Source organism: Candidatus Zixiibacteriota bacterium, assembly GCA_029860345.1.
GTDB lineage: Bacteria > Zixibacteria > MSB-5A5 > GN15 > FEB-12 > JAJRTA01.
In genome coordinates, this window is record JAOUBJ010000012.1 from 34,001 (window position 1) to 59,483 (window position 25,483).

The 25,483-nt window shown below is 51.9% G+C and carries 19 protein-coding genes and 1 other RNA gene; 4 read left to right on the top strand and 16 right to left on the bottom strand.

Annotated features, from left to right (window positions below; all coding sequences use genetic code 11):
* Positions 1-193 precede the first annotated feature (193 nt).
* Positions 194-1,732, bottom strand: coding sequence for a sigma 54-interacting transcriptional regulator (locus OEV49_12390; GenBank protein MDH3891874.1), 1,539 nt, complete (start codon positions 1,730-1,732; stop codon positions 194-196).
* Between the two features lie 234 nt (positions 1,733-1,966).
* Here OEV49_12390 and OEV49_12395 point away from each other — a divergent pair, with 234 nt between their 5' ends.
* Together OEV49_12395 and OEV49_12400 are read left to right on the top strand one after the other, a co-directional pair.
* Positions 1,967-2,788 carry an EFR1 family ferrodoxin gene (locus OEV49_12395; protein MDH3891875.1) on the top strand — a complete coding sequence of 274 codons (822 nt, stop codon included), beginning with the start codon at positions 1,967-1,969 and terminating at the stop codon, positions 2,786-2,788.
* 75 nt (positions 2,789-2,863) lie between these two features.
* On the top strand, positions 2,864-3,334 hold the full coding sequence (locus OEV49_12400) for a rhodanese-like domain-containing protein (protein ID MDH3891876.1): 471 nt from the start codon (positions 2,864-2,866) through the stop codon (positions 3,332-3,334).
* A gap of 234 nt (positions 3,335-3,568) precedes the next feature.
* On the opposite strand, the gene OEV49_12405 is transcribed toward OEV49_12400, so the two are convergent.
* From OEV49_12405 to OEV49_12465, 13 genes are all read right to left on the bottom strand, one after another.
* Positions 3,569-4,543, bottom strand: coding sequence for an alpha/beta hydrolase (locus OEV49_12405; GenBank protein ID MDH3891877.1), 975 nt, complete (start codon positions 4,541-4,543; stop codon positions 3,569-3,571).
* A gap of 317 nt (positions 4,544-4,860) precedes the next feature.
* Positions 4,861-5,382, bottom strand: a complete 522-nt coding sequence (locus OEV49_12410; protein MDH3891878.1) for a hypothetical protein — start codon at positions 5,380-5,382, stop codon at positions 4,861-4,863.
* Positions 5,383-5,505: 123 nt separating this feature from the next.
* The gene (locus OEV49_12415; protein MDH3891879.1) at positions 5,506-5,907 is read right to left on the bottom strand and encodes a carboxymuconolactone decarboxylase family protein; all 402 of its coding nucleotides are present in this window, start codon (positions 5,905-5,907) and stop codon (positions 5,506-5,508) included.
* Complete coding sequence (locus OEV49_12420; GenBank protein ID MDH3891880.1) at positions 5,858-6,115, bottom strand: hypothetical protein; 258 nt, start codon at positions 6,113-6,115, stop codon at positions 5,858-5,860. Before OEV49_12420 ends, OEV49_12415 begins: the two co-directional genes overlap by 50 nt.
* Before the next feature lie 503 nt (positions 6,116-6,618).
* Positions 6,619-7,050 carry a cupin domain-containing protein gene (locus OEV49_12425; protein ID MDH3891881.1) on the bottom strand — a complete coding sequence of 144 codons (432 nt, stop codon included), beginning with the start codon at positions 7,048-7,050 and terminating at the stop codon, positions 6,619-6,621.
* Between the two features lie 199 nt (positions 7,051-7,249).
* Entirely contained in the window at positions 7,250-8,221 is a 972-nt protein-coding gene (locus OEV49_12430; GenBank protein MDH3891882.1) for an NAD(P)-dependent alcohol dehydrogenase, read from the bottom strand.
* 300 nt (positions 8,222-8,521) lie between these two features.
* Positions 8,522-8,882: a transfer-messenger RNA gene (ssrA, locus tag OEV49_12435) on the bottom strand.
* A 152-nt stretch (positions 8,883-9,034) separates the two neighbouring features.
* Positions 9,035-10,084, bottom strand: coding sequence for a hypothetical protein (locus tag OEV49_12440; GenBank protein ID MDH3891883.1), 1,050 nt, complete (start codon positions 10,082-10,084; stop codon positions 9,035-9,037).
* Positions 10,085-10,323: 239 nt separating this feature from the next.
* Positions 10,324-13,743 carry an IscS subfamily cysteine desulfurase gene (locus OEV49_12445; GenBank protein MDH3891884.1) on the bottom strand — a complete coding sequence of 1,140 codons (3,420 nt, stop codon included), beginning with the start codon at positions 13,741-13,743 and terminating at the stop codon, positions 10,324-10,326.
* Positions 13,744-13,758: 15 nt separating this feature from the next.
* Positions 13,759-14,784, bottom strand: coding sequence for an L-histidine N(alpha)-methyltransferase (gene egtD, locus OEV49_12450; protein ID MDH3891885.1), 1,026 nt, complete (start codon positions 14,782-14,784; stop codon positions 13,759-13,761).
* A gap of 140 nt (positions 14,785-14,924) precedes the next feature.
* A complete protein-coding gene (locus OEV49_12455; protein ID MDH3891886.1) occupies positions 14,925-16,448 on the bottom strand; it encodes an ABC transporter permease/substrate-binding protein in 1,524 nt (507 codons plus the stop codon).
* Positions 16,445-17,221 carry an ATP-binding cassette domain-containing protein gene (locus tag OEV49_12460; GenBank protein ID MDH3891887.1) on the bottom strand — a complete coding sequence of 259 codons (777 nt, stop codon included), beginning with the start codon at positions 17,219-17,221 and terminating at the stop codon, positions 16,445-16,447. The genes OEV49_12455 and OEV49_12460 overlap by 4 nt, the downstream gene beginning before the upstream one ends.
* 550 nt (positions 17,222-17,771) lie before the next feature.
* Positions 17,772-19,817 (bottom strand): hypothetical protein, encoded by a 2,046-nt coding sequence (locus tag OEV49_12465; GenBank protein ID MDH3891888.1) that lies wholly within the window; start codon positions 19,815-19,817, stop codon positions 17,772-17,774.
* Between the two features lie 828 nt (positions 19,818-20,645).
* On the opposite strand from OEV49_12465, the gene OEV49_12470 reads away from it, so the two are divergent.
* Together OEV49_12470 and OEV49_12475 are read left to right on the top strand one after the other, a co-directional pair.
* Entirely contained in the window at positions 20,646-21,185 is a 540-nt protein-coding gene (locus tag OEV49_12470; protein ID MDH3891889.1) for a sigma-70 family RNA polymerase sigma factor, read from the top strand.
* The gene (locus OEV49_12475) at positions 21,182-23,464 is read left to right on the top strand and encodes a FlgO family outer membrane protein (GenBank protein ID MDH3891890.1); all 2,283 of its coding nucleotides are present in this window, start codon (positions 21,182-21,184) and stop codon (positions 23,462-23,464) included. The genes OEV49_12470 and OEV49_12475 overlap by 4 nt, the downstream gene beginning before the upstream one ends.
* A gap of 383 nt (positions 23,465-23,847) precedes the next feature.
* Here the strand turns inward: OEV49_12475 and OEV49_12480 are convergent, their stop codons facing one another.
* Both OEV49_12480 and OEV49_12485 read right to left on the bottom strand, forming a co-directional pair.
* Positions 23,848-24,429, bottom strand: a complete 582-nt coding sequence (locus OEV49_12480) for a hypothetical protein (protein MDH3891891.1) — start codon at positions 24,427-24,429, stop codon at positions 23,848-23,850.
* A gap of 124 nt (positions 24,430-24,553) precedes the next feature.
* On the bottom strand, positions 24,554-25,333 hold the full coding sequence (locus OEV49_12485; protein MDH3891892.1) for a hypothetical protein: 780 nt from the start codon (positions 25,331-25,333) through the stop codon (positions 24,554-24,556).
* Between the last annotated feature and the right edge of the window lie 150 nt (positions 25,334-25,483).

Sequence of the window (25,483 nt, forward strand, 5' to 3'; positions counted from 1 at the left end):
TTGGTATCACCGAGTTGTGACCACTTCGTTAATAGACTGATCGAAGTCAATTCAGTTCCATGCTTCTCCGAACGCCCCAAGCTCCGCAACGGCTTCAGTAACGATATTTCCATTGAAACTCGGAAGCCATTGTTTTGTAACAGGACAATTCTGTTAGACTATGCAAATACTAGAATAGGTATGTTCTCTTAACCTATTTCTCAAAGCTTCTACCATGTTTTATACCGTATTTTTTCATCTTATTTCTTAAGGAGCTGGGATTGACTCCAAGAATTTCTGCTGCACCTCCGGGGCCATGAATCTTACCATTGGTTCTTACAACTACACTTCTTATATGATTTGAAATCAAGCTTTCAAGATTATCAGTTGAAACAGAATGTAATGGTTGTTCATGGGATTCTTTTTCTTTGCTTGGAATCAAGCTACTAAAATCCAGAGGACCCTTAGGATTAAGAATTGTGGCTCTTTCAACTATATTGCTAAGCTCCCTTACATTCCCAGGCCACTCATAACTCATTAGAGTCTCAATTGAACCCGGAGATGGTTCTGGGATTTGTGGCAGTTTCAACTCCCGAACCTTCAAGGAAATAAAATGCTGTAACAGTGCCGGTATATCCTGCTTTCTTTCACGTAGTGGAGGTACCATAATAGGAAAGACATTCAGCCTGAACCAGAGGTCTTCTCTGAAATCACCGTTTTGGACCATTTGCTCAAGATCTCTATTGGTAGCGGCAATGATTCTCAAATCCAATTGAATTGTTTTGTCACCACCAATCCTTTCGATTTCTTTGCTCTGCAATACTCTTAACAAACGTACCTGTGCCTGTGTAGGAAGTTCACCAATTTCATCGAGAAAAATCGTTCCTTTATCCGCTCTTTCAAACCGTCCGCGCTTTTGGGTTAGCGCTCCTGTGAAAGCCCCTTTTTCATGACCAAAGAGTTCACTGTCAATCAACGTCTCCGGAATAGCGCCGCAGTTCACACTAACAAATGGACCATTTTTACGATTCGATGAATAATGTATTGCATTAGCTATTACGTCTTTACCAGCACCAGTCTCACCCAAGAGCAGAACCGGGCTGTCCAGAGATGCAACGTGGCCGGCCTTTTGCATGACGTCATTCAGTCCGAAATTCGCGCCTATGATTTCCTCACCGGAGAGCCGCCTTAGTTCACCATGCAGGTAACGGTTGTCATCAGCTAACACATCCTTCAACCTTAGTACTTCACGATGTTTGAGTGAGTTTGACATGGCAATTTTCATGGGACCTTTCAGCAATTCAATCAGCTCCAAATCGCCTTCCACGAATTTCGGCTCACCATCCGAATGAAGACCAAGAGTGCCTACCATTTTGTCTTTTGAGCGTAGCATCAAACCTATAATAGATGATGCAGACACATTGAGAACCTTCATTGTGTGCTTGGTTAGCGGAAACTCTTGAGGATTCTCAATAAGCAAAACATCACCATAACTGGAGATATTTTCTGCAATTGCTGAAGCATCTTTTGGTAAAGGTACTATTAGATCAAGTTTTTCACTCATTTTCTCATCGGCATGAGCGATTATGCTCGTAGATTGCAATGTATCATCGTAGTATGATAGATACATTCTTGCGACTGGCATGAAATTCTTTAGATAAAGTAGTAGAGAATGCAGAGCATTTTCTATTTCCAGATTACCGCATATTCTCAGGGTTGCTTCTCTAAAGAAATCGCTTTTTTCATTTGACAATTAACTCCTCCTTTTGTCAAAACATTGTCTTATAAGACAAAATATATACAATATTGTCTAATACGACAACAAGCAATTGTCTTTATTGACAGTTTATACCCCTTGATTTTTGTAACGTGCTGTTATTATTGAGCTTACGATTATGGCACGCCAATCGCTTATAACAGGAGCAGAAAGTGAATCATACAAATTGAGAAGAGTGATTCACGATTAGATCTGGAAGGAGAACATGATATGAAAGTACTGATACTCTATTTTTCGCCCACAGGAAACACGGCTAAAATGGCCAAGGTCATTGAAGAGAGGTTTGTTGAGGTGGGGTGTGAGGTCACCATGGCGGATATGACCTCCTATGTTAGCAGACAGGAAGAGATTGATCTAACCCCGTATGAAGCCGTACTGTTTGGAGCGCCTGTTCACGTCAGGCGGGCTCCGAGAGTAATGAGAGAGTGGTTAAGAACGCTCAATGGTCGGGGCAAGAAATGCTCGACGTACTTCACGTATGGCGGTTTTGGTGTCCACCCCACTCATTATTCCACACGACAGATATTGGAAGAACAAAACTTCCGCGTGGTGTCATCCGCTGAGTTCTTAAGCGTGCATACTTTTAATCTTGGCGGTTGGATGGCAATGGAGGGGCGACCTGATGAACGCGACTTTGCCGTCGCAAAAGAGTATGTCGATAAAACCTACGCGCGGTTCATCAATGAGGATGAGGACCTCTTAGGTGAACTGGAAAAGACAGAATATCCTGAAGAATTACTTGATGCGGCTGAAGCATCGAGATTTAAGATACTCACACAACTCCCGACGCGAGGTGGTCAGGAGTGCGGCATGTGTTTGGAGTGTGAGAAGGTATGCCCAACCGGGGCCATCAAAGCTGAATCAGGCGAAGCTGACAAGGGGAGATGTATCGCCTGTTTAGCCTGTGTAGCCAATTGCCCTGAACAGGCTTTAGAGATTAACGACATGTCTGAGAGTTGGCCGCTCAAGTTGAAAAAGGAAAATGCGACCGAAGAAAGCCTAAACGAACTGGAAAGCAGTATCTATCTTTAGATAGACTCGAGGATCAAGTTTGATACAATCCCCTGCAAACAAAGCACTATGCATAGAAACTAGGAGGAATACAAAATGTACTTCAAAAATCCTATCATTGTCTTAATCGCGATTCTTACTTGGACTTTTGCGCAAGCACAGGTAAAAAGTGCAAAGCAAATTGTGGAGGAAACGGAAGCACAAATCGAGCAGATTTCGATTGACGAGTTGAAGACGAAGATTGATTCAGACCAGGAGTTTATACTGATAGATGTCCGGACAGAGAAGGAGTATCTAGCCGGACATGTTGAAGGCGCTGTTTGGATTCCAAGTGGAAAAGTGAAATTTGCTACTCAAAAAATAACCGAGGATCCAAATGTTGACATAGTCATCTATTGTAGAGCTCGCGGGCAAAGCGCCTTGTCCGTCTATGCTCTCGATGAAATTGGCTATGAAAAAGTATTCAATTTGGATGGCGGATTCAAAGAGTGGGTAAACGCAGGAAATAGCGTTTTCAACATGCATGGTGAAATCAAAGTCATCAGTTTTGAAGAGAAGGAAGAGTAATGTCCCAATATAGATTGTCTGATCAAACGATGATGAAAAATGAGTTAGCAATTTGAGTTCAATAACGTTTGTAGATCTATGTCGTAACCGCAATGATCTCACGTTATTCGTGGTACAACAAGATGGGGAGGGGGAGTCGAATAGGGCTGTCTTTGTAACTTTTAGTGGTGCGTCAAACTACGGCATAACTTCTTAATCACCGTAAATTTCCTGATACTGAATCGATCGTATTGGCTACTCCTTATCAACAGGTGCACCAGATTTCCCGGTCAATTCATCCAGTGTCTCTTGAAGCAGCCGGTTGAATGTAGCTGGATCCTCCAATTGGACAAAGTGCCCTATACCAGGCATGAGCTTCAGTTCAAAAGATGCTGCATGTTTTCGATTGGACTCAAGATCGGTCGGCCACATGTCGGAATTGATGCTGCGAATCGGAAGTCGGACTTCCTTGAGCATATCTGCTGGGTGAACATCAATATAATTCTCAAGGGCACTTATGGCAACTTCTGGCGGAGCTGAACTCATATCGGTCGCAATCCTGTTAACCAGAGTGCTGTCAGCGTTTTTGGGGAACATGGCCCGAACAAAATCATCCATACTGGCTGCAAAGTTAGCCTTAAACGGAGTTGTGAATTCCTCCAACTGTTCCTGTGTGTATACCATTTCAAACTGATGATAAGTGTCCACTCCAATCAGACCGATAATACGATCGGGTAATTGCCGGGCAGCCTCAAGATTCACTTCACCACCCATCGAATGACCAATCAAAACCACTTTGTCAGGATCTATTTTGTTAACGACCGCCGCCACATCGGCACCGAACGCAGCCAAAGTCCAATCATCTCTGCCAAGCCCCGATGCACCATGTCCCCCCATATCGACTGAAACAACCTCATATGTATCGTCAAACTCATCCACCTGTTTCTCCCAGTAGCTTCTATCGCAACTCCAGCCATGAACAAAAACCAGAGTCGGTTCACCATCACCGCTAACTTCATAGTGGATCATGACGCCATCTGCTGAGGCTACACTGTCTACTACCGGAGTAGTCGAAGCCAGATCCGTTTCCACCTTCTGCTGACACGAAATCAGAAGCGAACCGGTGAGAGCCAGTAACAAGATCAGACCAATCGACAGCTTTAGCAAATTCATATGCATAGAAAGTCCCTTCTCTTCCCGAGAATTCCTATATAGAGATTTCAAAAACATGATTTGTCCTTTCCGTCACTCTGAAGATACAATAGGCTCCCTGAATAATCTATGGTTTTCTCGTTTCCCAGAGTGACCGCTCCACTGAACATAAGAATAAAGGTATTGTTGAGAGGAACGTGGATGTGGCGGTGAGGATGACGAACCTCAAATCATAAGTTATTGTTGTACAATAATTCATATTGGGGGTGGGGGATCGAACAGGCAAGTCTGGCCGACGCCCATACTCACGTGGTGGCACAAAAGAGTTACACCATATTATGACTATATGGTGACCGTTTCTTGAGCCGGCCCCAAGCACCATCGGCAACGTGAGATTAGCCGGTCTCTCCCCACAATTGAGTACCATGATACTCATACTTCGAAATACTCTGCGGCTCCAATGACAGGTTGCAGGGCAGGTTGAGTCGCGGCTTCACGCTCATTATCCCTTCAGTTTCCACACCCTGGAGCACTTCACATGCAGTCGGCTTTACCGAGTCACGCACCGTCTGCACTGCTGCTTCGCACCCCAACACGACCAGTGCGTCGTAATCCTTCGCGCGATTCTTCAACGCTGCCCGACGTTTCGATGTCCACATACAAAGCACAAACTGGTGCAACCACCTACTCTTGAAGACGTCAGTCTCGATCCCCTTCTTTTCCAACTTTGACTTGAGTCCCTTGATAAACCGCTCATAAGCGCCGGTCTTGAGAAACCTTCGGAATACCTCGAAGTAGGGCTCATTGTTCATCACGGCTGCACTCGCCGCTGGGCAGAATCTGCAAGGAATTATCAACACGGACTCAAACCGTTCATATGCAGATGTGTCATCAATCGCTTTCAGAATGAATGGCATTAATCACCTCCTGTCTTTACTTGAGAGTTCTTCATTGGCAGTTCTAATTCTAGGCTATTCTGAATATCCAGCATCAAAGCGTAGTGCTTACCAAAATGCACACGGCATCCTCTCTGGTTATCCTCAACCGTACCATGGCTTCTCATCCATCTCCATCTGCAGTCCATCCATGAGCTTGTTGAACCCACTGAACAGATCGACCACCGCCATCAGTTCAACAATGCCCTCGTCATCCAGTCCGAGTTTCCGCACCGCGGAAGTATGCACCGTTAGTCAGTAGTGACAACCCATTACAGCGGACACGGCGACGGCAATGATCTCTTTGGTGAGCGTATCCAGCTTTCCCGGAGTCTGCATAACAGTCTTTACTTTGTTCCAGTTTGCCTCCAGGAAGTCCGGCTTGACCGCCATCGCTCGGTACATATTGGGGACGAAATCGATACCAAGAGTCGCTCTGATTTCATCGTAGATTGATTTAGTCTGGCCGGCGGCATCGGCCTCTTCGATCATTCTGATTGACGTCACTCTTACCTCCTTTTGTTTTGCGGATATGCTCCGAAGTAATGAAAAACTTGAGGGCTAGTCTGCGATGCAATTCTGTATCATAAGCCAGATACACCTCTCCCATCACGTCGGCGCCGTTCTTCTCGACGATTCGGTAGTGCGACTCCATCGCGCCCTTGGTCAGCACAATGTGAGTCTGGGTGCGATCATCATGTGATTCATCTGCCACTATCGGAGTGACTCCTCACTTTCGAACCTGGTTACCAGTTATAAAAAGGCAATTCACTCCACATTGCAACTTAAACTCAACCGGATCGGACTGTGGCCAAATTGTGTCTACGGTCGTCGCAAGTTTTTTCATGATTAGTCGCGATGTGGAGAAAGGTGGGGGAATCGAACAGGCGAGCCTGGCTGACGCCCTTACTCGCATTACGGCACGAGGACTTACGCCCGGTGCCCCAGGGCTTGCCCTGGGATTAGAGACTTGCTCGAGCTAGACAGAGAATCGTCCGTACACCGGACCTGTCCGTCATGCCATCGTCAAATGTTAGCCTTGCCTAGAAACCCACCCCGCCGAGGCGGGGATTGGCCACCCGCCTCAGATCAACCGAATTGAAGGCGTATTTTTACATTCAGAGTAGTTCCACGCACGGCCCGCCTTTTCTTACAACTAAAAGCTCTACATTGACATGTCTCCCTGGTTCTGATTCAGTTTAAGAGGCGCATCTAGACTTATTGAGTCTTGGAATCCGGATCATCAGTGTACTGAATCGGCTCATCCTCGTGATGTACACGAAAAACTATCACCGTGGCGCCACTCTCTCCAGTGATCGCACGATGTAGTGCTCGATAGGGCACATGACCAACTGTACCAGGTGTGCCTTGAATTGATTCATTACCCTCGATTTCGATAGTCACTTGCCCTTCAAGATAATAATGAAACGCTTCCCCTGGGTGTCGATGCCATTGAAGAGTTGTGTTCGCTGGCATCTTAACATAGTCTATGATCGCGTCGCAACTATCAGCCAGTTGCTTGGAGAGTTGATTGTGAAGCAACTTTCTTATCTCGGGTTTTTTTTGTTCCTCAGAAAATCCGAGGTCGTACAAACCAAGTCCGATTGTCCCAATAATAACGTAAATACAGACGAGCTTCAGGTTTTTCATTAGTTTTCTCCACTACTATTGTGTTCTAAGAGCGTAATTGTCGTTTTTTTTCTTAAGGAGTCAGCTCTATTCTCTCATCAATACTTCCCCACAAATTATTATAACATAATCGATAGGATGTAAAGGATAAAAGCGACTGAATACATCCATGTTGATCCTTTTGCAACTGTGACCAAATAGTGACCAAAACGGTACCACGCTATTGGTGCACGGTAACTACTACCTTTCCTCGGGTGTGTCCTTCCTCCACATGTCGGATTGCCTCAGGAGTTTCACCCAAAGAGTATTTCCGATCAACGACAGGCACGACTTTGCCGGTTTCCAACAGTTCCTTGAGAACAGCCAAATCTTGCTGATTCACGTTGGCTATGAATGAAACAAGCTTTCTCCCCTTCATCCTTGAAATGAGAGGATTGAGAATCAGCGACCCCAGAATACTCGCAATAGATGAGGAGCCACCAACCAGAACATATACGCCGGTTGCCTTCAAGGCGTGCAGAGACTTACTAATCGATTGGAACGCTGCATTGTCAAGTATCAGATCGTATTCCTTCCCACTTTGCCAGAACTCTTCTTCCGTGTAATCGATCACTTGGTCTGCGCCAATCGACCGAACCATTTCCAGGTTCCGCCCGCTACACACGCCGGTCACATGAGCGCCCATCGCCTTGGCAATCTGAACGGCAAAACTGCCTACACCTCCCGAGGCGCCGTTGATCAACACATGATGCCCTGCCTGTATCCGCCCATGGTCTCGAAGACCCTGCAACGCCGTGATACCCGCAACCGGTACAGCCGCCGCCTGCTCAAAAGTTATGGCTTCAGGCTTTAGCACCAATTTGTCCTCGCCAACACGAGCATATTCTGCGAATCCACCCATACTCGAACCAAAGACTTCGTCACCCGGCTTAAACTGAGTTACATTCTTACCAACAGCTTCAACCCGGCCGGCCATATCGGCTCCGAGTATCTGGTGTTTCGGTTTCAGAAGTCCAAAGCCCATTAGTCGTACCAGAAACGGCTCCCCGCGTAGAACATGCCAGTCAAGCGGGTTCACCGCTGCCGCATGCACTCTTAGGAGTACTTGATTGTCCGTCGGATCGGGCTTATTTGTGTCCAGTAATTCAAGTACATCCGGCGATCCGTACTTGGTGCGCATTATAGCTTTCAACGGTTTTCTCCAAGATAATCGCGAACATGTCGTTCGGCGTGTCACCTCAACACATTCATGTGTATTAAACCTGCCAAGAGCGAACTGTTCTACCTGTTCACATTAGGAACACTTCAAATTACTTCTTCTGGAGTAGTGAATCAACATTAGAAATTCCATTTGGGTTGGTTGCACCTTCCGCGCCACGAATTGTGACTGCGATCGTGGCAAGTTATTGTATGATATTCAGTGATATAGCCAAAGGGTGTGGGGTATCAACCGAAATCTTCGGCACGGTCTGAAGGAGAAAGACCAATTTATTGGTGGAGGTGGGGGGAATCGAACCCCCGTCCGAACATAACATCAGGCCGGTGACTACGTGCGTAGTCGGTCTTTAAATCTCACCCCGCTCGCTGCCGACCGACAGGCCACAGGCAGGGCCAGCCTATTTAGTTTAAGTTCTCATTATAGACATCAGAGAACCGAGTCTTCTTTAATCGACGCCGCATTCACAACTTGAAGACAAAGCTGTGAGGCGACGTGGCACTTTCCTAGCGAACTAGGCAGCCATGGCGTAGTTAGATTCGCCAAATAATAATGTGCCCGGTTTGTTAACGGGGCCCCAGACAACCCCGGCACGCCAACAACAATCCGCTATGCCCGTCGAAACCAAGTCACCCCCATACAGAAATGACTCTACGTGACAGGCGCGTAGGTTGTAACATACCTACCTTGTCAAAGAGCTACTATTCAATATAACCTATCGGTCGATGATAGCAAGTCGGCTTCTTAGTAACGAGAGAAGGCTACAATTGTTGCAAGATACCTGCAATGTCAACTATTACCGAACACCCGTGCAGCTTCGACCAAATATGCGATCTCCCTGCCAGGCGCCTGTCGCTCCGCTTCGAGCAAGGCTATTTTCCGGTGTCGCAACGAGAAAACGGCCTTCACAGCGTCCTTGAACTTGAGCTTAATGACGTCTTCTGCGACTTCCGCAATTAGTGTAATAAGAGTTTCCGCGGTGGTGCTTTCAATCTTCAACTTGGCAAGCTTCATGTGCTCAGTGTACTCATGAGTTAAGTAGTCGAGTTCTTGTTCCAGTTCAGAAACAGATGTCGTATCCACGGCCAGCTCTTTGGCGACTTTACCCATCCAGTAGCGAAAGTCGAAGAGCCGTCTCTGTGTGTCAGGATGTCCACGGAAATCCATGACAGCTTCCCAAGGCGTATCGGGGGACGGCGTTGGCATGTTCTTGATTACGACGTTGGCGACGACGTTTTCCCGCGCAGATGGCATAAGCAGGTCGTCGTGGTGCGGGTAATGGATCAAAGGAACAGCATCAAATTCTGGTTTCCCGCTCAACGAGACACTCTTCGCACGCGCCACAGAACACAAGAATGCGGAGTGAAAATCACGTTGGTGCGTTTCAAGGTCGGTGGATTGAGCACCACCGAGTCTCCCATGCAACTTCTTGAATAGCATATATACGGACTCGGACACCTGCTGCCTATTAATCTGGGCAATTGCGGCGAAGCTATTCACGAGGTCCTGAACGGACTGGCGGCTTGACATCTGTTCTAGGAGCCTCGGTTCCTTTGAGGCGTTACTCAGTATGACACTCAGGATCGCGTTAACGGACGCATGGTCTGTGTATTGCTGTTCAAGCGGACCTAGTTCTGCGTCGAGCCCCGCGTTCTGAAATGCGTCGATGACGACACCTTCTTGTGTCAAGTAGTCAATTGCCGCAGCAGCCTCTAGGTCGTGTATATCAGCGCGCGTTTTCGACAAGCTGCCTACGGCAATATGGTCGAATAACAGGACATCTTGTTTCGTGGGAAAATGAACATCGAGATGTGTGACACCTATGAACTTCTTCTTCACTCCTAATTCCTCACCTGTGTGGCGCCATTGGTCCGGTCTCTAAAGATGACGTCGGTGTAGTGCTGTCACTGGGCAGAACCACCTGCATTTAATTGGGCTCAATTATTAGGGTAGACCAATAGATCTGCCACCCGATGCTGTAGTATAACCTTGTTAATCCACGAAAGCAAGTAAACTGCTATACATCCCAACTCCCACAGCCCCGCCCAGGCGGGGTGGGCCACCAAACCTGTGTCCGGTCACCTACACGGCACGAAGCGGACAGAGGCGGTGTCGTCTTTGAGGATGCGGGTCATCGTTTGAAGGGTGCGTTCGATGTCGTCGGAACTGTTGCGCCGGCCCAGCGAAAAACGGACGGCACAGTGGGCTTCGTCCTCGGAGAGGCCCATAGCCAACAGCGCGTGCGATGGTTTCGGCGATCCTGAACGACAAGCCGAGCCGGAGGAGATAGATACACCTTTTTGATCCAATGCGAGTGTCAATGACTCGCCGCGCGTACCGGGCAGAACCATGCAAAGAGTGTTGGGCAAACGCGGCGCGGTGGAGCCCAGCGTACGCGCATCCGGCAGTAAGTCGCGGATACCTGTTTCGAGTTGGTCGCGGAGGTCCTGGATGCTGTCGATATCCGGCAGATGTTTGTGAGCCGACTCAGCCGCCGCACCGAGACCGACGATATTGGCCAGGTTCTCGGTGCCGGAACGCAGGCCATACTCCTGCCTGCCGCCGTGGATTAGCGGATCGATCTCGATCTCCTTGCGTACATAGAACGCGCCCACACCCTTCGGTCCGTACAGTTTGTGTGCAGACAGAGAAAGCATGTCGACACCAAGCGCGTCAACATCGACAGGTATCTTTCCGACTGCCTGGGTTGCATCGGTGTGGAAGATTGCGCCACGTTCATGCGCAATTGAAGCAAGTTCAGTAACAGGTTGGATGGCGCCGGTTTCGTTGTTAGCCATCATGAGACTTACCAGAAGTGTCTGATCGGTAAGCGCCTCTTTGAGAGCCTGCGGATCGATAAGGCCGCTTGAGTCGACCGGCAAGAACGTCACCTCGTAACCGAACTTCTCAAACCAACGACATGTTTCCAACACAGCCGGGTGTTCGATGGTGGATGTAATGATATGCTTCTTATCGTTGAAGTTGGCGAATACGACGCCTTTGATGGCCAGGTTGTTTGCTTCCGAGCCGCCGCCGGTGAATACGATCCGTCGCGCCGTGCAGTTCAGCAGTTGCGCTAATCGTCGTCGTGCATCTTCCAACGCCGCGCGGGCCTGGCGGCCTTCGTGGTAAATCGCCGACGGGTTGCCGTACTCGTTATCCATGTAGGGTTGCATGGCGTTCTGAACGTCCGAGTCAAGATAGGTGGTGGCGTTGTGATCAAGGTAGATGCGGTGCGCCGATAAATCGGGTCTGTCCTCACTGATAGCACTCTCTGCACCTTGTTCGCCTGAGTCGACATCCACGGCGGCGACTTCCTGATCGACTAATGACACTTCACACAAGAGTGCTTTGTATACCGGGAAGCCTGAGATCGGATCGTACTGGTTGAGGTCGGTGAGGTCGTTGATATTGCACTCCTGCCACGCCTTGGGACCCACCGGCCCGCCGCCGCCCATGTTGGCGTCGATCTGTCCTGGACCGATATCGTCGGTGACCAGCGCCCGCATGGATACCTGGCCGCGCGCGGTGGTGACGTGCACGAGGTCGCCATTGTTGATACCACGCGCTTCGGCGTCCGTCGTGTTGATGGTAACAGTCGGTTCCGGTCTGAGTTTCAACAGCGATTCGACACCGTGGTGCTGTGTGCGAAAATCTGTTACGACCCGCGCGCCGGAGTTGAACACCAACGGAAAGCGATCACTCATCCCCGGCTGCGATTGCGGACTCTCGCCCGGTTCGGTGTAGACCGGCAGTGGTTCGTACCCATGTTCTTCGAGGATCGACGAAGCGATTTCGAACTTGCCGGATGGCGTGTCGAAGCCCGGTTTTCCGTCGGGTCGCAGGCCACCCTTCTCCCATTTCTTGAACTCGGTCATGACACTCGGCGATTGTACAACGCCGCCGGCCTTGCGAACATCGTCCAGCGTGAATCCGGTATTCGCAAGCACTCTCTCAAACAGTTCTTCTTCGGTTTGCGGATAGAGATGCCCATAGCCGAGCCGCTTGGCCAATTCGGCCATGATGAGAAAATCGTTGCGCGCCTCACCGACCGGTTCGACAACTTTCTCGCGCAGCCGGAAGATCGGTCCGTAGGTCATGTAGCTGTCGATTTCGTACATGGTCGTTGCCGGCAGCACGATATCGGCGTAGGCACAATCGGCGGTCAGTTGACGGTCGATGCATACGACAAAGTCGAGAGCGTCGAGTGTTTTCCGCCAGATATCCGGTTCCGGCCACGACGTAGAGATCGATGCGCCCTGGATAACCAACGACCTGATGCGATACGGTTTTCCCTCAAGCACCGCCTGCGGCAGCGCTATGGCATGCGACTCGCCGCGGTAGGAGCTATAGACGGGAAAACGGTCGCGGGCCAGCGCCTTCTTGAGATCGGGGTTGGCGATGTGTCCTGAGCGGTTCAAGGGGAAATGGTTTTGACGCATGGTAAAGCAGCGCCCGCCGGGAACATCCAACTGTCCGGCCAGCGCCCACAGAACCATGGTGGCACGAATGGTCTGTACGCCACCTTCGGAATACTCCAGCCCGCTGTACATTATAGGCGCTGCACCGTGGGCAGAAGCGATCCGCCGAGCCAGTGACACTATAGTATCCGCGGGCACGCCGGTGATCCGCTCTACAACTTCCGGGTTGTAATGCTGCACATGGCGGGCGAAGTCCTCGAAACCAACAGTCCAGTCCTTCACGAAAGCGTCGTCGATAAGTTCTTCCTCGATCAACGCGCGGCACAGTCCAAGGGCCAGAGCGCCATCGGTACCGGGACGGATAGGTATCCACTCGGCCTCGGTCAGCTTGGCAGTGCGGGTGCGGCGGGGGTCTATGACAACGACCTTTGCACCCCGTTTCCGGGCGCCCAGAACCCGTTCGTGGTCCAGCGGTGGACAATCAGTGGCCGGGTTGGCGCCCCAAATTACGATCAGTTCGGCGTTCTCCAGATCGGAGTACATGTTGAACAGCATGCCGCCCATGGTGACGTGCGGCGCAATCATCGCAAAGGCGACATAGCAGAGCGCTCCCACGCCCATTGTGTTGGGTGACCCGAATGGAAAAAGTACGCTGGAGGCCGAGGACACGGCCACTCCTTCAGGCTGGAAGATATCACACAGTGAAAGTTCAAAACTGCCTCGACCGGTGTAGATGCAGGTTGCTTCCGGTCCGGACTCGGCTTTGATACTGTTCAATCGCTCAACGATAGTCTCGTATGCTTCATCCCAGGAGATTCGTTCAAAGTCGTAGTTGCCTCTGGCTCCTTTGCGACGCATGGGGTAGAGCAGACGGTCCTTTGAGTACACGATGTCGGCTGAGTGTTCGCCCAACTTGCAGATGGTTCCAAACTCAGAAGAGTCATCGGCCTTTACCTGGTCGATACGTCCATCGGCATCATACTGAACCGTCACCCAGCAACCAGCCGGACAGATACCACAAAGGGAACGGCGTTTCTTGTTCGCCCACTGTTTTAGTGTTCCACTTTCGGAGATCACCGCACCTCCATCCGCCTATTGTTTTGATTCCGTAGAATCAACTTCCACCTTGTTTACCTGCCATACCGAGTCGGTAAAGTATCGTTTGCCGTCGAAGAGATGTTCGACGACTGAAAACCCCGTATCGGCAGCCAGTCCATTGATGTCTGCATCATGATACTTGTATGAGTATTCCACATGAATCGGCTCCCAGGGATCAAAATGAAACGACCGTCCTATCATCTCGATAAACACATCCTGAGCAACCGTGCTGACCAGATAGCTCTCCATGGCGCCGGTAAACACGTCGTAGGTGCCAAAGTGCCGAAACTTGGAAGTGTCGAACTGCCCGCCGAGTTCTGTGTTGATGCGCCTCAGCATGTTGATGTTGAATTCTGCGGTGACACCCTCTGAATCGTTGTATGCCTTTTCGAGCAAGTCGATATCTTTTTTGAGGTCGAAGCCGATTAACAGGTGGTCGTTGTTGCTGAGACAGTTCCACAGATTGCGCAAAAAGAACCGTGCATCGCGATGATTGAAGTTGCCGATGTTGGAGCCGAGAAAGAGAACGAAATTGGAGCGGTGTGAACTGTTACCAAGCCACGTAATACCCTCGAAGTAATCACACACCAGACCGTTGATGTTCAGGTCGGGATAGCGCAGGCGATAGTCCTCGAGCAGGCCCTCCAGCGCAGCTTTTGAAATATCAATGGGGACATATTGAAACTCCGCCTTCCGCCCAAGAAGTTCCTCGATGATGATGCGTGTTTTGCTGCCGTCGCCGGGACCGAATTCCACCAGGTTGAACGGTGTTGCGGCGGCATAGCCGGCGATCTTGGCTTTGTTACGTTCGAGGGTTTCATGCTCACATCGCGTGGGATAGTACTCCGGCAACCGGGTGATCAGGTCGAACAATCGGCTGCCTTCGGCGTCGTAGTGGTAGATAGTCGGGATAGACTTGCGGGCTTCCGACAGCCCGACCAGAACATCCAGTGCAAAAGCTTCACAGTCGGTGAAGGTGGCGCCGTTGTCGGTTCTGTTTAGAACATGAATCTGCTGCACGGGCGCCTTCCCAAATTCGACAGGCAGGGTTGCTGTTGTTCGTACCGGTTCGGTGCGGTCCTTGTTCTGTTGGACGGGTAGACCCTCCGTGTCTTAGGGTTGCTGATGATACTGTCTACTAACAGAACGTCCATAGTTATCTATTTGTTGGCCGTCTCAATCGACCTGTTCAAAACGACGGCGGCACTGTCTACCGAAGCATGGTCGACATCGACCAGTTTGTTACCGGTTCGCATGAGGTCGTCATCGATGGCGCCAACGAGTTTTCGTAACTGTACAACCACATCCGGCCTTTGCGCCGCCTGTGGCGAAAGCAGAAGCACGGCATCGTAAGGCGGCAAGGCCTGGCCGGGGTCGGCAAGCGCGGTCAGATCAAAGGCGACAATGCGGCCGTCGGTGGAGTAAGCCGATATTACCTCGACTTGCTGTTGGTTGATCGCTGAGTACATTAATGTGGGATCGAGCGTGACCAATTCTTCAAACTTAAGGCCATAGGTATCTACCAGCGCCTGCCATTCCGGACGCTGGAAAAACTCGTAGTCGCTACCCATGGCCATATTGCCGGATACCGGGGCCAGGTCGGCAATTGTTCGCAGGTTGTGTTGTTCGGCCAGGGTGCGCTTGACAGCCAGGGCATAGGTGTTTTCGAATCCGACCGGTCCCAGGCAGACGATTCCATGTTCTTGCTTAAGCCATGTAGTCATCTCGCTAAGGATGGTGTCGCGCGAAGGCATATCGGTTCGCTTCATTACATTGGTCCAGATGGTGCCGGTGTAATCAACGTAACAATCGACCGAACCGCCGGCCAGGGCTTCAAACAGAATTATCGAGCCCATACCCGAACGGAGATCGACCGGCAAACCGGCTTCTTTTAGGCGGGTGGCTATCACTTGAGCGAGAAGGTACTGCTCGGTGAAAGGCTTGCTCCCGACGACAACCGGTTCGGAGGAACCAGATGCCCTCGAACTCGGCAATACCGGAATCAACGAGACAACCAGCAGAACCAGCGCGGCAATGCCGACAAGTGAACCAAGTAGTCTACTGCGCCTGGTCACGGCCAGTTCGGCCAGACGAATGAGTTGATCGATACAGATGGCCAGCAAGGCGGCAGCGATGCATCCCACTATTATAGCTACGACGTTCTGTGTTTGCAGACCGCTGAAAACATAATTGCCGAGCGACGTGGCACCGACCGGGGTGGCCAAGGTAGCGGTACCTACCACCCAGACCGCGGCCGTGCGAATCCCGGCGATTATCACCGGCAGGGCCAGCGGTAGTTCCACTTTGACCAGCATCTGACGGTCGGTCATGCCGATGCCGCGAGCGGCTTCTGTTACGGCCGGATCAACAGAGTTAACACCGGTTACCGTGTTGCGCAAAATGGGCAGGAAACTATACAGAATCAAGGCCAGTACAGCCGGGGCAAATCCAATGGTCCCCAAAAGAGGAACCATCAGCGCCAGCAAGGCCAGCCCCGGAATCGTCTGCAAGACACCGGCGATGGTAAGCAAAGGCCATTGCAGAACTCTGATCCGGGTGACCATGAGTCCGAAAGGTACGCATACCAGAATACCGGCGCTCAGCGCCAGCAGAGTGAGCAACAGATGATTGCCCAAATACTCCGGGAGCAGTTCCAGTTGCGGCATGATCGCTTGGTTGTTCACGCCTTGGGGTCCTTCGTGATAATCGCCGCCAGCCGTTCCGCCTGCCGCCGGGGGGTGTCCAGAAGTTTTTCGACATACGGGTCGTGACCTGAGGCCAGCAGTTGCTGCGGCGTCCCCATGGCCAGTATGCGTCCTTGTTTCATAACTGCGATGCGGTCGGCCAGGGTCAACGCTTCGGTCATATCGTGCGTGACCATGACCACCGTTAGTTTCAGTTCGCGCTGCAACTTTCGGAATTCATCGGAAAGCTCGGCCCGTGTGATCGGATCAAGGGCGCCGAATGGTTCATCCATCAGCATCAGTTTGGGCCGTGCCGCCAGAGCGCGGGCAACACCGACTCGTTGCTGCTGTCCACCGGAAAGCTCACGAGGGTACCGAGCCCCATACTCGGTCGGCGTCAGACCCACCAGGTGCATCAATTCGTCGACCCGGTCCGACACTTCCGATTGCGACCAGCCGAGCAGTTTGGGCACGACACCGACATTTTCCGAAATCGTCATGTGTGGAAAAAGCCCGATCTCCTGAAAAACATAGCCGATCTTGCGACGTAGAGTGACCGCATCGGTCTGCATGATGTCGCGCTCTTCGATGGCGATGCTGCCCGATGACAACGCAATGAGCCGGTTGATCATTTTCAACGTGGTCGTCTTGCCGCAGCCGGATTCCCCCAGGAGCACTACAAGTTCACCCGTCGCTATCTCGCAGGTGACATCGCGCACCGCCCAGGTGGATTGGCCATCGTAGGACCTGGATATCTGCTTAAGCGATATCATCGATGGTCCTATCGTGCTATGAACTCCATGCCCATAATGGATGAAGATAATAGACGACCGTATGCGAGTCAACCGACAGCACCTGGAATTCCCTGTGGGGCATTGGCAATGACGGCAGTCAGGAGTTTTGTCACTACTCTCTGCGGACCTTGTTGATGAAAACCCAGATTGCAAGTGGTGTTGGGCGACCCCGCCCGACACCCCGCGCCACGCGGGGTTTTTCGCGCTTCGCGCGTCGTCTCTTTCTGCTAGCCGTTGCCAAGATGTCCTCGGTTCAGGTATTAAGGCTGTCAGGCGAATTGGGGGTATCGTGACATAGGTAACAGGTGTGTCGGGTCTTGGACGCGCCGAAGGCGTGGGTGTGACCCGACACTTAACTCCTTGTTTGACAGTGGCGGCGGGTCACACAAATCACGCGTTCCGCGTGATTCGCAAGATCCACCGCAACACACCAAAGGGACTCTCGCAACGTTCTCCCCCACATAAAACAACGCCGCAGCGGTTTCCCGCTACGGCGTGCGCGTCGCAACAACTCTGACGCAACGCCCCGCTAAGAGCATGGCGGCGGGATAGGTCCGCCTGAAAACATATAGTCAACGAGATAGACCAGATCGGCGATATCCGGTCCCGCGCCGTTGCCGTCGATGTCGGCCGCCTGGGTGCAAAAAGGTGCCTGGCCGCCTGAGAACATGTAGTCGACCAGGAAGACCAAGTCGGCGATGTCCGGTCCGGCGCCGTTGTAATCGAGATCCCCCCGGATTACACAGCAAAAGTTCGGGTTTGCCCAGTCGAGAAACTCCAGCGCCTGAGCCATCAGAGTGTCGCGCGGCGTGTACTGAGCGTTACCGTTGACGACCGCTTCCAGTCCGAACGAGCAGAAAAGCAGACGGTACTGGGCACTGTATGACACGGCTGCAAAGCCCGACTGATTGTAATACTTCAGCTCGGCCACAGCTTCCCCCAGCGGTGTTATCTGATCGGTAGCCGACTGGTTGGAGGCGCCGCCGGCTCCGCCGATGACAACATAGTCGGTAGTGGGGTGCAACACTTCGGCGCCCGGCGCACTTTCCAGGAACGTGGTCGTGTGGGTCTTGATATATTCAGACATTAGGTAGCCATTGAGGAAGGCCGGATCATCGTTGTTCAACTGGGCGGCGATTCCCTGACCGGTCAACAACAGGCTGCCGCCTGCGTCCATAAATTTCCTCAGGACTGCAACCTGCTCAGCGTCCAGCGGGTCTGCATGATAGTCGCCGGTGAACCAGAGTACCACGCCGTAGTTGCACAAGACGGCTGAGTCCGGGCTGGTATACTCTGTGCTGATCCAGCGATCATACAAAGTTCCCAGACTCAACAACGACATTTGCAGGTAGCTGGACGAATTATCCCCACGGGTGTCGTCAACCAGCAGTACGCTGGCGCCGCCGATGGCCTTTTCCAGGCTGGTGACCACGGTGTCGACGCCATAGTCGGTGGTTGCGATTATTTCAAGCGAAAAACTGGTCATCTGCGACTCATAGGCTGCGTCTATCTCAAAGCTCAACGGTGCGCTTTGGTTGTCTCTCACCTCGCTGGGCGGTACGGCGCCCAACTGGACTGATCCGGTAACGATTGTCAAGCCGCCGTCACCGGTCGATAGATTGAGCGTCACTTCAGTCAGCGCGGCTACATGCTCGTTCAAATTGTCCACGACCAGTTCAATGGTCTCACCGGCTTCAAGCACACCGTCGCCGTCGCCGCCCACATCGTCGGAGAAATGATATCCGACCACACGACTGCTGAAGCGCATCGGAATGAGTGTAAGCTCGTTGGCGCCATAGTTGGGGATGGCCATCTCATACTTGTACGGATTGTAGAAAATGTCGGCTGGGTTGTTGTGACCGTTGGAGGTTCGTGTGCGTGGATATTCAAAGTCGGCATCCCAACAGTAGATGGCGTCCGAGACCCAGTCGGATACATACCAGTTACCGTGTGCATCACGAGTGATACCGTCGGTGGTAGACAGTCCGGTCGCCACCACTGTAGTGAATGTAGAGTCCTCGAGATTTACCTGGACGATAGGCGCGCCGACCGCTTGCTCGTTGAGTAGCAACACACGATTGTTGGCGGCATCGAAGTATATCCCGTTGGGCTGGTCCAGTCCGGTGGAAATGAACGTCGATACGTTGTGGTCGCTCAAACGAATCTTATAGAGTCTATAGTAGTCGTAGTCGGTCGCATACAGATACCCGGATGTGTCGTGCGTCAGGTCGTTGACCATGCCCACGCCGGGAATAGGAATGTAGAAAATCATAGTATCGCCGGTCAAGTCATACCCGACCACACCGGCATACTGCCCGTATGACGAGGATGCGTACAACGTGTCTCCAATGATGTGTAAACCGGTCGTGAATGAGAGCTGCGTGTTGAAATAGCTCTGCTCACCATCGGCGTTGATCTGAATTATGTTGCCGTCACCGACATTGGACACCAGGTAACGATCACGAGGCGCGTCATACTCCACGCTTTCGGGTTCGTTCAACAGGTTGGCTGCTGTCGCCAGGCCGGGGACCATCGGCAGTAACAAACAGACTGTTGCGATCGCAATTCTAAACATCTTCTCCGTCTCCGTCTTTTCAGGTTTTGTGCGAACCACCACCGGGGGCTGGGTTGAACCGCTCTCCGTTTCGGCGTCCAACGTGGCTGCTCGCGTCAAACTTGGATCGATCCTCTTAACATGTTCGATGGTTCCGAAGCTGCTCAAATCTTACACAGGTGGATTGTGATTGTTATGATTTTGATACCGGCACGGTTGGGACAGGTGGCCCATCCGCTTGGGGAGTGTTGAAAAAGTCCCCAAACTCAGTTGCGTCAGGTCTTGCGAATCTGCGCGAGCAGATTTGTGTGACCTGACGATCTTGTCCAGCATGCAGTTATGTGTCGGGTCACAACCACGCCTTTGGCGTGTCCAAGACCCGACACAACACTTAAAGTTCCGTTTGGCGTCATTGCGAGCGAGCCCGCCGCTGGCGGGCCAATCTCATGGCTCGACTCCGCTCGGCATGACGGACGTGTAGCCGATTGAGATTGCCACGGCACGAATATGATAGCCACTTGTGGCCGTGCCTCGCAATGACGGTTCGGTGGGTCTATCAACAAGGGGAGTGTTGAAAAAGCTCCTTTTGTGTGTTGCGGTGGGTCCTGTCCGCCGCGGCGGACGCCAGCGAATCCGTGTGACCCGCTGCCGCTGTCCAACATGGAGTTAGGTGTCGGGTCACAACCATGCCTTCGGCCCGTTCAGGACCCGACACAACGTAAACCGGGGTTATCAGCAAGCCTTGGGTGCACCGGCCGGATGTTGACGGCTAATGTATGTTGCCATCACAATTGGTGGGGAGTATATTGACGCCGCGAGACAACCGCGTTACGCCGGACACAATGACAGATGAACCTCAACGACCTCTATAATTCGGCCCGCTCCGGTCAGCCAACAGCCCAGGAGGATCTTTTTCGAGATCTTTCTGTAAGATTGCGGGTTATTGCGAACCAAAAGATCTGGGACGAAAACGACGCCGAAGATGTAGCCCAGGAAGCGCTGGCCTATATCGCACGAGAGTACTCAAAGATCGAAATCCGCACCAGTTTTGCAGCCTGGGCGGCCAAGGTTCTGGACAATCGGGTTTTGAGTTACATTAAAGCCAAGCGTACTCAGAAAGAGAGAGTCGAAGCATTGCCCGACACCGAACAGTATTCGGCTATTGGAGATTCTGATGCCGAACTCAAAGTGACTTTATTGGATTGTCTGAAGAAGATCGCTCAGTCCAATCCGCGCTATGCTCGTATCATCAACCTGCATTACCAGGGCTACACCACCGAGGAAGTTTGCGGTCGGCTGAACATGACGCCCAACCACTCTTACGTGGCCTTGTCGCGAGCCCGCTCGATGTTGACCGCCTGTCTTGAGAAAGGGGGTGTCGAGCTATGAGCAGTTGTTCCCAGAAACGTTTTCAGTCGATGTTACATCATTATGAACTCAAGCTGTTGAGCGATGATGAACAGTTGCAGTTTGAAGCCCACCTGCTGGAGTGCGATCACTGTTTGGAGGAAGTGAAGCGGTTTCAACGGGTGGCCAGACTGATGACTCACGATGTCGATGTTCGCGATACTGTCCGGAAGCTGGATGACGGTGTGACCGTTGAGCCTGAACTTGCCTCACAAAAGAGCTGGTTTAGCTGGTCGCGACTGGTGCCGACTTCGGCCATCGCAGTCGTGGTTCTTGTCTTTCTGGTGTTGAAAGATTGGCAAGTGGACATACGTCCATCGCAGGAAGCTTTCGCGGTGGAGAATCGTCTGGCCGTCATGCCGTTTGAAAACATGAGCGACTCAGAAGACGCAGATCGTATGGGGGAAATCGCCACCAATTTACTGATCACCGATCTGTCGCAATCGCGATTCGTACAGGTGCTATCCAGCCAAAGCCTGGATGACATTCTACAAAAAGCTGGTGCCGACTCAGAAGCTGACACCGAAGCTGTTCCTCTTGAAGCGGCGCGCAAGGCGCAGGCCCAGTGGATGTTGCAGGGTGCAATCGTCCAGACTGAACCTTCAGTGATAGTTACGACGCAACTCATTGAAGTGGCTGACGGCGCCATTGTCGCTTCGCATCGTGTCGATGGCCAACCGGGCGAAGACGTCTTTGCCGTTATCGATCGTCTCACCGTTGAGATTAAGAGCGATTTGAGCTTGCCTTCGGACGCAAAGCGGGAAGAGGATAGATCGATTGCCGACGTTACCACCAATTCTGTTGATGCTTACAAGTACTACATAGACGGCATGCGATACCAGGCCAGCTTTTACGCAAAAGAAGCGATCGCCGCCTTTCACCGGGCGCTCGAATACGACTCCACTTTTGCCATGGTCTATTATTACCTGGCTGAAATCGAGAACCGAAATCTGATCGAACAGGCGGTGCTTTATTCAGAAGGGGCCAGTTGGAAAGAACAGCGCTACATCCTGGCCAAGCAGGCGGCAACAGCCTATGACAACAATGGGGCCATCGCCTATCTGAAGGAGATCATCGAACGTTTTCCTGATGAAAAGAATGCGCTGATGCGGTTGGCCATGAACGAGTACGCCATGGCTCGGTTTGACGAAGCCGCCGAACACTTTATGGACGTAGTCAGAATCGATCCCGACGACAAGGGCGCGTTTAACCAGTTGGCTTACACCTTTAGCGCCATGGAAAACCTGGACTCGGCTATCTGGGCGGCTAACAAGTATATCGAGCTGGCCCCCGACGAAGCCAACCCATACGATTCGCGCGGTGATCTCTACGCCGTGCGCGGCAAACTGGATGAGGCTATTGAATCGTTCAAGATGGCTCTTGAGGTCAAGCCGGACTTCTATGCATCGCTGGAAAAACTCGGACACATGTATGTCTTCCAAGGTGAACACGAACGAGCCGACTCGGTATACCGTCGGTTGGAACAACTCGATGATGATGCTTTGCGTTCCTGGTCGCGATACTTCCTTGCCTATGGCACCTTGCGCCGGGGGCGACGGCGGGAGGCGCTGGGAATACTCGACCAGGGAATCGTGCGCTGTCGGGATGAAAACCTTCTGCATGAACAATGCCACCTGTATCGCATGAAGGCGCTCATATATGAAGACATGGGACAGTTCGACCGGGCGCTAATTGAGCTTGACAGTTGCTTTGCCTTTTACGCGCTGAAGTACCCCAACGATCACTTGTCTTTCCAGGATATCCGAGCCCGCCTACTGGCTCAATTGGGGGAGCATGACAAAGCCTTGCAAGTCACCGAACAATTGCGCCGGACATTGATCGACAGGGGCGCCCGGTTGGGCAGGTATGACTACGCGGCGGCTATTACAGCCTGGTATCGCGGCGATGAAGATGAAGCCCTGATATTCGCCGACAAGTATGCACCCACCTATGAAAACAAGTTCGGCTACGGACGACGGTACACCCTGGCCCGGCTGTATTTCGACGCCGGTCGTTTGGAGGATGCCATCACCGAGTTTGAGAATCAGGTGAGGGACCTTGAGTGTTCACGTTTGTACTGGGGTGCTTTCAACGTGCGCACCTACTACTACCTTGGCCGTGCTTACGAGCAGTCGCACTGGTACGAACGAGCCATTGCGCAGTACCGTACTTTTCTTGAGTTGTGGGGTAGCGGCGACGAGGACATCGAAGAGATCAACGACGCCCGTGAGCGCCTGGCGCGACTTGAGAGTGAGTCGTAGGTGATAAATCACGTCGTGATAAATCACGTCGTGATAAATCACGTCGTGATAAACCACGTCGTGATAAACCACGCTGTGATAAATCACCAATAAATGGCTCCATGTGCTTCGCTCTTTCCTTACTTCACACTGAGTCTTCTCTTGTAGGTCATTCTGGCGAAGGCCAGAATCCAGTCCTCGGATCAAAGAGTGGATTCCGGGTCAAAGCCCGGAATGAAGGAACGAAGGAGTCTTGTAGATCGTCACTCCCGCAGTCTAGTAGGGCAGGTCGGTCTTTGAACCTGCCACCTGATGCTCTGGGCGGCAGACGTCCTCGTCTGCTCCGTGATTACGATGGATACATTCCCGCAACGGGCAGACCGGGAGGTCTGCCGCGCACACTTTCAGAATCGCAGGGTCAAGGCCAAACCGTGCGTCTTGTTTTCTGGTAAGTAGACATGCCCAACTGAAAACTCGGGCGCCGCATGTTTGCGGTTACAGGCATCGACCGAACGGCCGACAGTGGCAATGTCCAGGACGGCAGTGAGAGTGTAGCCGCCCATACCAATGATGAAACCGAGATTGGATTCGTCCGACTGTACATTGATTGACTCCGAGAAAGACCTCGCTTCGATTGTCTGCCCTTTCATTGCTAATGCAAATGCAGCGAAACCAAGACAGAGTGTACGCACCACGGCACCTGCGGCGAACCGCACCGGTCGGTCGGCGTAGGCATGGCCGGCGCCCGGACCGAGAACTAATCCGCCGCCGATCAGAAAAATGCCCAGATCGGAGTACGCTTCGGATTCTGATCTTGTCAAGGTTGCGCCCAGCGCTACCGGCAGGATTGTACTTCCCAGTGACAGCATCCAGCCTTTGACTTTTGACTTGGGTGCATCCACGACTTGTTCATCGGTTGAGGATTGTGCCGTAACAACAAGCGTCAAGTTCATCAGGATAGCCAGCATGATTCCATATTTGCGCACAACCGATCTCCCCAGTCATAGAGGTTAGTCTTTGTCTGTTCTAATGATTAGACATTTGGGCAGGGAATTCGTTCGATCTGTTCTGCCGATGCGATGGATGCCAATGTTTTGTCTGCGGGCGCAGTTAGGTATCACTGTCGGCCAGTGCATACCAACTCATCATCTGAGCATGCGCCTGCTCAAAAGTCAGATCGGTAGACATAACTTCGTCGAAAGTCAGCCCTTGAATCTCGCTGAGATACTCCACGGCGAGGGTCCATGAAAAGTACTCACGGGCGCGTTCTGCCATCGGACCGGATTGCATGATTTCGATCCGTTTGGACAAGGTTGCCTCCGGATCATTTCGGCGTGCCGCCAGACTAGCTGCATACTCGGCATAACCTTCCGATTTCCACGTTGGCAGATTCAAATTGGTGAGAAAGCCCAGTCGGGCCACCATACAATCATGAACCAACTCATGGGTGGTGGTGTGGACGATCTCACCACCTATGGCTGAGTACTCCGGCCATGCTCCGGTATGCAGGCGACGCTTTTCCAGCAGGCTGAGTGACAGAAACGAGTTGTCAGCCAGGCTGAGGTTGAAACCCGGCACCTCAGCCGGAACCAAAGTCAGCCTTGCGAAAAAACGATACAGGCCGTGATCTCGACAGAGGAAAACATCGAGGTCTTCGTGCCGGTCGTAGATCTCGATAGCCTGCAGTCGTCTGTCAACTTCCTGCGCTATTGTCTGCATTTCAGTGTCGAAGTCGGCATCGGAGTAGAAGTTGAGATTCCCGGCTCTGAATTCGTGGTCGAACAGTGGGTGGGGGAAGGCCAGCGGCGCCAGCCACATCAGAATGATAGTCATCATCGAGACCAGGCCCCAAAGGGTCCATTTCATCGGTTTCCATAAGCGTCGTTTCATTTGGTAGACCTCAGTTTATTCTATTTTCATGCTTCAGTTCTCTCTACGACTAAACCAGAACAGAGTTCGCAATAGAATCGGAGCGGGCCATCTTCGATTCGGCCTATCCAGCCAATAGGTAGCAAGATTATATCGCCATCCCGTCCGGGT